Origin of the sequence: Phycicoccus sp. Root563, assembly GCF_001427915.1 — a bacterium.
Classification (GTDB): Bacteria; Actinomycetota; Actinomycetes; order Actinomycetales; family Dermatophilaceae; genus Pedococcus.
Genome location: NZ_LMGM01000001.1, coordinates 859074 through 869849, shown reverse-complemented (window position 1 = coordinate 869849; position 10776 = coordinate 859074). Strand labels below are relative to the sequence as shown.

General features: G+C 71.8%; 11 protein-coding genes. 6 read left to right on the top strand and 5 right to left on the bottom strand.

Features of this window, described 5'->3' with window-relative positions; translation table 11 throughout:
• Window positions 1-25: 25 nt before the first annotated feature.
• Window positions 26-517, bottom strand: a complete 492-nt coding sequence (locus ASD62_RS04150; RefSeq protein WP_056914872.1) for a hypothetical protein — start codon at window positions 515-517, stop codon at window positions 26-28.
• A 35-nt stretch (window positions 518-552) separates the two neighbouring features.
• Window positions 553-1308, bottom strand: a complete 756-nt coding sequence (locus ASD62_RS04145) for a carboxylesterase (protein WP_200947695.1) — start codon at window positions 1306-1308, stop codon at window positions 553-555.
• 112 nt (window positions 1309-1420) lie between these two features.
• On the opposite strand from ASD62_RS04145, the gene ASD62_RS04140 reads away from it, so the two are divergent.
• The 5 genes from ASD62_RS04140 to ASD62_RS04120 all read left to right on the top strand — a co-directional run bounded on the left by ASD62_RS04140 (window position 1421) and on the right by ASD62_RS04120 (window position 6745).
• A complete protein-coding gene (locus ASD62_RS04140) occupies window positions 1421-2329 on the top strand; it encodes a 1-acyl-sn-glycerol-3-phosphate acyltransferase (protein ID WP_082580564.1) in 909 nt (302 codons plus the stop codon).
• 22 nt (window positions 2330-2351) lie between these two features.
• Window positions 2352-3551, top strand: a complete 1200-nt coding sequence (gene macS, locus ASD62_RS04135; RefSeq protein ID WP_157581324.1) for a MacS family sensor histidine kinase — start codon at window positions 2352-2354, stop codon at window positions 3549-3551.
• On the top strand, window positions 3548-4243 hold the full coding sequence (locus ASD62_RS04130; protein ID WP_056914869.1) for a response regulator transcription factor: 696 nt from the start codon (window positions 3548-3550) through the stop codon (window positions 4241-4243). Before macS ends, ASD62_RS04130 begins: the two co-directional genes overlap by 4 nt.
• 82 nt (window positions 4244-4325) lie before the next feature.
• Window positions 4326-5675: a class II 3-deoxy-7-phosphoheptulonate synthase gene (locus ASD62_RS04125; protein WP_056914868.1), complete on the top strand. Its 1350-nt coding sequence runs from the start codon at window positions 4326-4328 to the stop codon at window positions 5673-5675.
• A gap of 8 nt (window positions 5676-5683) precedes the next feature.
• Entirely contained in the window at window positions 5684-6745 is a 1062-nt protein-coding gene (locus tag ASD62_RS04120; RefSeq protein ID WP_056914867.1) for a low specificity L-threonine aldolase, read from the top strand.
• Between the two features lie 20 nt (window positions 6746-6765).
• On the opposite strand, the gene ASD62_RS04115 is transcribed toward ASD62_RS04120, so the two are convergent.
• A complete protein-coding gene (locus ASD62_RS04115) occupies window positions 6766-7233 on the bottom strand; it encodes an isoprenylcysteine carboxylmethyltransferase family protein (RefSeq protein ID WP_056914866.1) in 468 nt (155 codons plus the stop codon).
• 111 nt (window positions 7234-7344) lie between these two features.
• Here ASD62_RS04115 and ASD62_RS04110 point away from each other — a divergent pair, with 111 nt between their 5' ends.
• Entirely contained in the window at window positions 7345-7731 is a 387-nt protein-coding gene (locus ASD62_RS04110; protein ID WP_369818748.1) for a VOC family protein, read from the top strand.
• A 48-nt stretch (window positions 7732-7779) separates the two neighbouring features.
• Here ASD62_RS04110 and ASD62_RS04105 read toward each other — a convergent pair whose 3' ends face one another.
• Window positions 7780-8694, bottom strand: a complete 915-nt coding sequence (locus ASD62_RS04105) for a DMT family transporter (protein ID WP_056914865.1) — start codon at window positions 8692-8694, stop codon at window positions 7780-7782.
• 51 nt (window positions 8695-8745) lie between these two features.
• Window positions 8746-10716 carry a Stk1 family PASTA domain-containing Ser/Thr kinase gene (gene pknB / locus ASD62_RS04100; protein WP_056914864.1) on the bottom strand — a complete coding sequence of 657 codons (1971 nt, stop codon included), beginning with the start codon at window positions 10714-10716 and terminating at the stop codon, window positions 8746-8748.
• Window positions 10717-10776: the final 60 nt, after the last annotated feature.

Here is a 10776-nt window from a genome sequence, read left to right as displayed (position 1 = left end):
AAGGGAGGCGTGGCGAGCGCCTCGGTCAGACGCGGGCCCCGTTGTCGGGGTCGTGCTCGTCGCGGTCGTGCGGCTGGCGCAGGACGAGCAGGACGAAACCACCCACGGTCAGCACGACGGCTGCGAGGGTCCACCAGCCACTGACCTGGGGACGGAACAGCACCAGCCAGAGCACGAGGAGCGGTCCGACGACCAGCCCGACGACGATGCCCCAGAAGTGCAGGTCCTCCTGCGGAGGCAGGGGGGCGGTGGGGCCGGGCTCGAAGTGCTCCTCGTCGTCGAGGTCGACGAGCTCGGCCGGTGGGGTGTCCTGCTCGGGCTCCGGGGTGACGGGAGGCGGCTCGACCTCGGCGCCGCGCCACACGACGAACGGACGGGTCGGCGGCGGGTTGACGTGGGTGTCGGGCTCGAGCGGCGGGTTGACGCCGCTGTGGTGCGGCTTGTCCGGCAGCGACTCGACGTCGTCCCAGTGCGCGACGATGTCCGCGAACTGCGCGTCGACGTCCTTGTCGCCCATGACGGTCCTGCTTCCTGCTGGGGAGGGCTGCGCGATCAGCTGAGCCGCTCGATGAACTGCACCGACTCCTCAAAGATACGTGGCGCGTCGTGGTCGAGGGTAGCCACGTGGAAGCTGTCGTGCAGGACGTGCTCGGTGACGTCGGTGCTCGACGTGCGCGAGAGGAACAGCTCGGAGCTCGAGGCGGGCACGACGTGGTCGTCGGCGCTGTGCCAGAGCACCACCGGCTGGGTCACCTCGGGCAGGTCGCGGACCACCGTCGCCCACAGCTGGGTCTGGGAGTAGAGCGCCTTGAGCGGGATGCGGTCGTAGCAGATCTCGTCCTCGCCCGGCTTCTTGATGTCGTTGCCGATCCCCGGCAGCGACGGCAGGACGGCCTGCAGGACCGGCAGGGCCTTGAGGCGGACGTCCTCCACCTTGTACGCGGGGTTGACGAGCATCAGGCCCTTCACCCGCGGGCCGTGCTCCTGGGCGAGCCGGGTGGCGAGGGCACCACCCATGGAGAGGCCGCCCACGAACACCTGGTCGCACTGCTCGTGCAGCTCGCGGAAGGCACGGTCCACCGCGGCATACCAGTCCTGCCACCTGGTGCGGTTCATCTCCTGCCACGTCGTGCCGTGGCCGGGCAGCCGGGGGACGCGCACGGTGTGGCCGGCGTCGGCGAGGAACTGGCCCCAGGGGCGCATGCTCGCGGGGCTCCCCGTGAACCCGTGGGCGAGGACGACGCCGGTGCGGCCGAGGTCGCCCGTCCCGTCGTGGGAGTAGGGCTCTGCACCGGGTCGGACGGACAAGGGGGGCGCTCCTAGGGCGGGCCACGGACGGACGTTGGCGCGCATCCTCGCACGCACCACGACGGGCGTACAGAGTGCCGTAGAGTTCACCGCGTCACATGGAGGTGAACGGTTGTTCTACTGGGTTCTGAAGACGGTCGTGCTCGGCCCGATCCTCAAGCTGTTGTTCCGCCCGTGGGTCGAGGGCGAGGAGAACATCCCCGAGGAGGGGCCCGTCATCTTCGCGAGCAACCACCTGTCGTTCTCGGACTCCATCTTCCTACCGCTCGTCGTGCCCCGGCGGATGACGTTCCTGGCGAAGTCGGACTACTTCACCGGACGGGGGATCAAGGGCCGCCTCACGGCGGCCTTCTTCCGCGGTGTGGGGCAGCTGCCCGTCGACCGTTCCGGTGGTCGCGCGGGTGAGGCCGCGCTGCGCTCCGGACTGCGGGTCCTGCGTCGTGGCGAGATGCTCGGCATCTACCCCGAGGGCACTCGCAGCCCCGACGGCCGGCTCTACCGCGGCCGCACCGGTGTGGCCCGGATGGCCCTCGAGGGTGGTGTCGTCGTCCTGCCCGTCGCGATGATCGGCACCGACAAGGCCCAGCCGACCGGCAAGAAGATCCCCAAGCTCATGCGGATCGGCGTGAAGATCGGCAAGCCGCTCGACTTCTCGCGGTACGAGGGCATGGAGGACGACCGCTTCGTCCTGCGCTCCATCACCGACGAGATCATGTACGAGCTCATGCTGCTGTCCGGCCAGGAGTACGTCGACATGTACGCGACGTCGATGAAGGACCGCATCCTGGCCGCCGCCAAGACCAAGGCCCGTGAGCTGCAGGAGGCAGCCCTGCCGGGGTCGGCTGCGAAGGAGCTCGAGGAGGCCCTCGACGCGCACGACGACGAGGCGATCCGTCGGGCCCGCCGCCGCGTGGACGACGCCGCCGCCGACATCGACGAGACCACCGAGCGCGGTGGCGGCTCCGAGGTCGGCGACGAGGACGAACCGCGCGGGCGCCGCCGCCGGCGCGAGGCCAGCTGAGCCGTTGACGTCGGGGGAGGGCGTGGCAGCGGGGGAGCGCGGCGTGCGCGGAGCGGGTCGCCGGGTGTGGCCGGTGGCCGTGCCCGACTCCGAGCCCGCGGTCGTGTCGGCGTTCTGGAAGGGCATCGACGTCTTCCGCCCCATCGCGCTCGCGTATGCCGCGTACTCGCTGTGGGACCGGCCCCAGGACCTCGTGCGTCCCGCCCTGGCCTGGACGGTCCTGGGGATCCTCGCCGTCTGGACGGTGTTCCTCGTCCTCTACCGGCGGCGTCGCCTCTCGCTCGTGGTGGTGGAGCTGCTGCTCGGTGCGGGGGCGATCCTCGCGACCCGGCTGGTGGACTCGGCCGCGTCGATCGAGGCGGGTTCGCGGACCCTGCCGACGTTCTGGCCTGCCGCCGGCGTCGTCTCGGCCGCGGTGCTGTTCGGCCGCAGGGGTGGTCTGGCCGCCTCGGTCCTCATCGGCCTCGTCGACCTCGTCGAGGTGGGACGGGCCACGCCCAACACGATCAACAACATCGTCCTGCTGCTGCTCATCGGCACCCTCATCGGCTACGCCGTCGACCTCGCCAGGGAGGGCCACGCGAGGCTGCGTGAGGCCATCGCCCTCGAGGCCCAGGTGCGCGAGCGCGAACGCCTCGCACGCACGGTCCACGACGGGGTCCTGCAGACCCTGGCCTTCATCAACCGGCGCGGGGCCCAGCTCGGGGGCGAGGCCATGCAGCTCGGCGAGATGGCAGCAGACCAGGAGCGCCTCCTGCGGGCCCTGGTCAGCGGCGCGACGCCCGACGAGTCGGCCAGCGCCGTGCACGGGGACGTCGACCTGCGCCAGCAGCTCGGGCGGTACGCCGAGGGCCGGGTCCACCTCGTCGCCCCGGCCGATCCCGTGCTCGTGCCACCCCGCGTCGCGGGAGAGCTCGTGGCCGCGGTCGGTGCCGCGCTGGACAACGTGCGCCAGCACGCCGGCGACGACGCCCAGGCGTGGGTCCTGGTCGAGGACGAGGGGGAGACCGTGGCCCTGACGGTGCGCGACAACGGCGCCGGTATGCCGCCGGGTCGCCTCGCAGAGGCCGCCGCGGCAGGACGCCTCGGTGCCTCGTCGAGCATCCGCGGACGGCTGGCCGACCTCGGGGGAGAAGCGGTGTACTCGGGCCGGGAGGGCTCGGGGACGACGGTGACGATGCGGGCACCCAGGACGGGCGCCCCGGGTGGAGGAGTCGCATGAACGACCAGCAGGAGTCCGCAGCGGTCACCGGGACGTCGGACCCGCTCAGGGTGGTCGTCGCCGACGACCACCCGCTGTGGAGGGACGCGGTCGCCCGCGACCTCGCCGAGGCCGGGATGACGGTGCTCGCCACCGCCGACGACGGGCCGTCCGCCGTCAACCGGACCAAGGCGACCCGTCCGGACGTGCTGGTGCTCGACCTCAACCTGCCGGGGCTGCGCGGCCACGAGGTGTGTGCCGCCCTCGGGTCGCTGGAGACCCGCGTGCTGGTCCTGTCGGCGTCGGGGGAGCAGCAGGACGTCCTCGAGGCGGTCAAGGCCGGGGCCACCGGGTACCTCGTGAAGTCGGCGACCCGGGAGCAGATCGTGGCCGCGGTGGAGGCCACCGCCCGCGGGGAGGCGGTCTTCACGCCGGGACTCGCCGGGCTGGTGCTGGGGGAGTTCCGCAAGATGTCGACCCAGCCGCAGGCCGACCCCTCGCGACCGATCCCCGAGCTCACGGAGCGGGAGACCGAGGTGCTCAAGCTGGTCGCCACCGGCATGTCCTACAAGGAGATCGCAGCCGAGCTGTTCATCTCCCACCGCACCGTGCAGAACCACGTGCAGAACACCTTGGGCAAGCTCCAGATGCACAACCGGATCGAGCTCGTCCGGTTCGCCATCGCCCGGGGACTGGACACCCCCGAAGCCTGAGGCGGGCGCCATACCGCGGCCGTCGGTGACCGCGATGCGGGCTGGGGGACGGGGCGGTCCGGCGCGCACCTATCCTTGGCGGGTGAGCACCACGCACCAGGACGCCCTCGCCAGCCTCGCGGCCGGCGCCGACCTCCCCGCTGCCCAGCAGCCGGTCTGGCCCGACGCCGCCCGCCTCTCCAGCGCCGTCGCCGAGCTCGCGTCGTATCCGCCCCTGGTGTTCGCCGGTGAGTGCGACGTCCTGAAGTCGCGGATGGCTGCTGCCGCCCGCGGCGAGGCGTTCGTCCTCCAGGGCGGCGACTGCGCCGAGACGTTCGCCGCCGCGACCGCCGACAACATCCGCGACCGCGTCAAGACGATCCTGCAGATGGCTGCCGTCCTCACCTACGGCGCTTCCGTGCCGGTGGTCAAGGTCGGCCGGATGGCCGGTCAGTACGCCAAGCCGCGCAGCAGCGGTGACGAGACGCGCGAGGGCGTGACCCTGCCGGCCTACCGCGGTGACATGGTCAACGACTTCGAGTTCACCCTCGAGTCGCGCACGCCCGACCCGCAGCGCCTCGTCAAGGCCTACCACGCGAGCTCGGCGACGCTGAACCTCGTGCGTGCCTTCACCATGGGTGGCTTCGCCGACCTGCGCCACGTCCACGACTGGAACAAGGGCTTCGTCTCCAACTCGGCCAACAGCCGCTACGAGCACCTGGCCAAGGACATCGACAAGGCGATGAAGTTCATGTCGGCCTGTGGCGCCGACTTCGACGCCATGCGCACGACCGAGTTCTTCTCCGCCCACGAGGCGCTGCTGCTCGACTACGAGCGTCCGCTGACCCGCGTCGACAGCCGCACCGGCGAGCTCTACGACACCAGCGGCCACTTCATCTGGGTCGGGGAGCGCACCCGCGACCTCGACGGCGCACACGTGGACTTCGTCTCCAAGGTGCTCAACCCGATCGGCGTGAAGCTGTCGGCGAAGGCGGAGGTCGACGACGTCCTGCGCCTCATCGACAAGGTCGACCCCGACCGCGAGCCGGGGCGCCTGACGTTCATCACCCGGATGGGCGCCAAGACCGTCCGTGAGGCGCTGCCGACCCTGGTCGAGAAGATCACCGCCTCGGGCGCGCAGGTCACCTGGATCTGCGACCCGATGCACGGCAACACCTTCGAGTCGGCCAGCGGGTACAAGACGCGTGACTTCGAGGACGTCGTCGAGGAGGTGCGCGGGTTCTTCGAGGTGCACCGTGGGCTCGGCACCGTTCCCGGCGGCATCCACGTCGAGCTCACCGGCAACGACGTCACCGAGTGCATCGGCGGCGCCGAGAAGATCCTCGACGCCGACCTCAACAAGCGCTACGAGACGGTCTGCGACCCCCGCCTCAACCACCAGCAGAGCCTGGAGCTGGCGTTCCTCGTCGCCGAGATGCTGGCCAAGGACTGACCGCGCTGATGAGCACCCCTGTCGACGTCGACCTGCTGTCCGACACCCTGACGCGGCCGACGGAGGCGATGCGCCACGCCATGGCCACCGCCGCCGTCGGTGACGACGTGTTCGGCGAGGACCCCACCGTCCGCGAGCTGGAGGAGCGCGTCGCCGGGCTCCTCGGCCACGAGGACGCGCTCTTCACGCCCTCGGGCTCGATGGCCAACCAGCTGGGGCTGCGCCTGCACGTCAACCCGGGCGAGGAGCTCGTGGCCGACTCCCTCGCGCACGTGCTGCGTGCCGAGATGGGCGCCGCCGCCGCACTGTCCGGGCTGTCGTCGCGGTCGTGGGTGGCCACGCGGGGCCTGCTCGACGCGGCGGACCCGCTCGCCCTGATGATCCCGGACGGCGGCACCTACCAGGTCAACACGCGGCTCGTGGTCGTGGAGAACACCCACAACTTCGGCGGGGGCACGGTCCAGCCGCTCGACCAGATCGTGGCGCTGCGCGCTGGCACCCAGGCGCGCGGCGTCGCCATGCACCTCGACGGGGCCCGCCTCTGGAACGCCCACGTGGCCACCGGCGTCGCGCTGTCCGACTACGGCCGGCACTTCGACACCGTCAGCGTCTGCCTCTCCAAGGGCCTCGGCGCCCCCGTGGGTTCGGTGCTCGTGGGGTCGCGCGACCGGATGGCCGCGGCCCGCATCTGGCGCAAGCGGTTCGGTGGCGGCATGCGGCAGGTGGGCATCCTCGCCGCGGCCGGCCTGCACGCCCTCGACCACCACGTGGAACGGCTCGCCGACGACCACGCGCGGGCGCACCGCTTCGCGACCGCGGCGGCTCAGGCGGTCCCGGGGTCGATCGACCCGGCCACGGTGCAGACCAACATCGTCGTGCTCGACGTGTCGGTCGCGGGGTGGACATCGGCCGCCTTCGTCGAGGAGGCGGGCCGTCGCGGCATACGCCTCTATCCGGTGAGCGCCACCGGGGTCCGGCTCGTCTGGCACCTCGACGTCGACGACGCCGGCACCGCCCGTGCGACCGATGCGCTGGTGCCCCTGCTCGAGCAGGGACCCTCCGCGGCCTGACCACCCGCCGCGCCGGACCCTCAGACCCAGCGCCGCACCCGTCGGGCGTAGTCGTCGTACTGCTCGCCGAAACGCGCGCGCAGGAACCGCTCCTCGGGGGCGATGGCGCCCCAGCGCACGAGCAGCACCGCGACGGGGAACAGGACCAGCCCCCAGGTGGTCGACCCCAGCAGGGCCAGCGCGAGGTAGAGCGCGAGGAGCCCGACGTACAGGGGGTTGCGGGAGAGCCGGTAGGGACCCTCGACGATCATCGCGTGCGTCTCCTGGCCCGGGAGCAGCCCGGTCCCGTGGCGACCGAACAGCCACAGCGACCAGCCGTTCCACCCCAGGAAGAACACCACGAGGGCCCAGCCGACCGGCACCCGCCACCCGCCGAGGTCGACGGGGTCGCCCCACCGCGCCGTCGCGAGCCATCCCACGAGCAGGGGTGCACCGATGGCGACCGGCGGCCAGAGCCGGAAGGCCACCACGTCCTGTGCGCCGCCCATGTCGTCATTGTCGTGCGCGCTGCCACCGCCGACCAGCAGTGCGGTGTCGGCGTCGTGTGGGATGCTCGCGCGGACGATGACCGCCCCAGGGAAGGCACGACCCCGATGCAGATGAAGCTCGAACTGATCCCCGTCCCCGTCTCCGACGTGGAGCGCTCGATCGCCTTCTACACCGAGCGGCTCGGCTTCACCAAGGACGTCGACGTCGAGCCCGCCCCGGGCATGCGCATCGTGCAGGTGACGCCCGACGGTTCGGGCTGCTCGATCGGTTTCGGGACGGGCCTGCCCGTGTACGACGGTGAGCCGGGCAGCATGCGCGGCCTGCACCTGGTGGTGGAGGACCTCGACGCCGCCCGGGCCGAGCTCGTCGGCCGGGGTGTGGAGGTCGGCGAGATCCATGACTTCGGGGGCGGGGTCAGGGGCGCGGACTTCACCGACCCCGACGGCAACGGGTTCGAGCTGCAGGAGATGACCTGGCGCAGGGGCGACACCTTCTAGGAGCGCCTTTCCTCTGGTGCCTGGGGGCACCCCTCCCGCGCAGTCGGGTCAGACCTCGTGGTGCAGCAGCTCGGCCGGGCGGTCCTGCTCGGCGGTGGCGCCGGGGGACCGCCTGCCGAGGATCTCCACGACGTACATGGCGACCAGGACGAGCCCGCCACCGACGAGCATGCGCGCCGTGAGGGACTCGCCCCCGAGCAGCACCGCGAACAACGCCGCGAACACCGGCTCCATCGTCATGACGATCGCCGCCCGCGTCGCCGGCAGGTGGGACTGCGCCCAGGTCTGCGCCCACAGCGCGACGGCACCCGCGACCAGGGCCATGTAGAGCAAGGATGCCCACTGGCCGCCGCCCTGCGGCAGCGTGATCCCGCCGGGGACGGCCCCGACCAGCGCCACGGCCGTGATGACGAACGCCTGCACCGTCGCCAGCCCGGTGGCCGAGCCCGCGGTGGAGAAGCGACCGAGGCCGATGATGTGCAGGGCGTAGAGGACGGCGGCGGCCAGGGTCACCGCCTCACCGAACCCCACCGACATCCCCCGCAAGGACAGGACCCCCAGTCCGATCGTCGCCAGGGCGACGGCCAGCCAGGTGGACAGCGGTATGCGGTCGCGGAGCAGCACCGCGCCGAGGACCGGCGTGAGCACGACGTAGGTGCCCGTGACGAAGCCCGAGACCGACGCGTCGGTGTGCTCCAGCCCGACGGTCTGCAGCAGCTGGGCGAGCCCGTAGAGGACGCCGAGACCGACCCCGATCCCGACCTCGCGCCGGGTGAGCGCCAGCGTCTGGCGACGGAACACCACGGCCATGACGACGGCCGCGATCGCGAACCGCACGGCGAGGAAGTCGGCCGACGGGACGTGCTGCACGAGGTCGCGGATGAGGAAGAACGTCGAGCCCCAGACCGCCGTGACAGAGAGGAGCAGGAGGGTGGCGAGACGGCTCGCAGACAGGTTTCGCACAGGGTGCCCCGGGGGTGGTCGGTCGTCGGCTCGGTCGTCGGCGAGAGAGCGTCAGACGATGACGAGCGTGACGGTGCTGTTCTTCGGCTGCTCGGTGCCGGCGGCGGGGTTCTGGCTGCGGACGGTGCCGAAGATCCCACCCATGAACCGGTCGACCTTGACCTGGAAACCCGCGTCCTTGAGCATCTGGACGGCCTCGGCCTCCTGCTTGCCCTGCACGTCGGGGACCTTGACCAGCTCGGGTCCCTTGGAGACCACGAGGGTGACCTTGTCGCCCTTGAAGAGGTTGCCGCTGGAGGGGGTCTGGGAGATGACGGAGCCCTTGGGCACCGTGTCGTCGTTCTTCTGCTGCGTCGCGTCGACCTCGAGGCCCTTGCCCGTCAGGTCCTTCACGGCGTCGTCGGCGGGCTTGCCGGTGAAGTCGGTGACCTCGATCGGCTGGCGGCCCTTGCTCACGGTGATGGTGACCTTCGTGCCGCGCTTGAGGGAGGTGCCCTCCTTGGGATCCACGCTGATCACCAGGCCGGCGGCCACGGTCTCGTCGAAGGCCTGCTTGGTGTCGCCGACGACGAGCTTCTCGGCGGTGATCCTCGCCGTCGCCTCGTTGGCGCTGGCCCCCACGACCTGGGGCACGGCATACCGCTCCGGACCCTTCGACACGGTCACGGTGACGTCCTGGCTGCGGCGCAGCTCGGTGCCGGCACCCGGGTCGGTGGACATGACCACGCCCTTGGGGATGGTCTCGTCGAAGGCGTCGACCCGCTTGGCGGTCAGGTGCGCGGTCTGCAGGGCGCTCTGCGCCTGGGTGTACTGCTGGCCGGTCACGCGGGGGACCGTCGTCGGTGAGCCGGGACCGGCGAGGAACCACCACGCCGCGATGCCGGCGATCGCCAGGACCGCGAGGGCGGCGACGACCCAGCCCCACGGGGTGTCGCGACGCGCGCCCACCACCCGGCCCTCGAGGGCGCGACCGTCCGAGGCGTAGGGGTCGGGGCCCGGGGGGACGGTGGGGGTGTGGTCGATCGGCAGGGCCACCGGGCCGACCGGGCGTGACTGGCGGGGCTCGTGCGAGGCCTCGACGGGCAGCGCACTGGTGCGTTCGACCGCGACGGTGCTCGCCCCCGGGCCCAGGGCCGACGGACCCTCCGGTCGACGGTCGAGCTCGGTGGGCGTGAGCATGGCCCGGGACCTGCGCACCTCGGCCAGGAAGTCCGCGGCGTCGGCGGGGCGCTGGTCGGGGTCGCGGGAGGTCGCCAGGGCGACGAGCGCGTCGAGCTCGGCCGGCACCGTGGTGACCCGCGAGGACGGCGCGGGCACCGAGCTGTGCACGTGCTGGTAGGCGATGTGGATGGGGGTGTCGCCGGTGAACGCCTTCGAGCCGGTGAGCATCTCGAACAGGATCAGGCCGGCGGCATACACGTCGCTGCGGGCGTCGGCGATGCCGCGCTCGACCTGCTCCGGGGACAGGTAGGCGACCGTGCCGAGGAGCACGCCGGTCTGGGAGTGCGACGTCTGGTTGCTCACGGCGCGGGCCAGGCCGAAGTCGGCGACCTTCACGGTGCCGTCGTCCTCGCGCAGGATGATGTTCTCGGGCTTGACGTCGCGGTGGATGATGCCGGCGCGGTGGGCGGCGCCGAGCGCCTGCAGGACCGGCGCCATGATGTCCAGGGCTGCCCTCGGGGTGAGTGGGCCCTCGGCCTTCATCACCTCGCGGAGGGTCTGCCCGGGGACGTACTCCATCGCGAGGAACATGTGGCCGTCGTCGTCGCCCTGGTCGAACACCGACACGACGTTGGGGTGCGACAGGCGGGCCGCGGACCGCGCCTCGCGCCGGAACCGGCTGACGAACGCCTCGTCCTGTGCGAGGTCCCTGCGCAGCACCTTGAGGGCGACGTCACGGTCGAGGCGGGTGTCCAGAGCGAGGTACACCGACGCCATTCCGCCGTCGGCGATGTGCGACTGGACGCGGTAACGCCCGTCGAGCACACGGCCGAGCAAGGACTCGGTGACACCGGAAGACACCCGCAAAGTGTAGGAGGTCGAGCCGGTCAACTGATGCAGGCGGGTCCGGGGGAGGCCCCA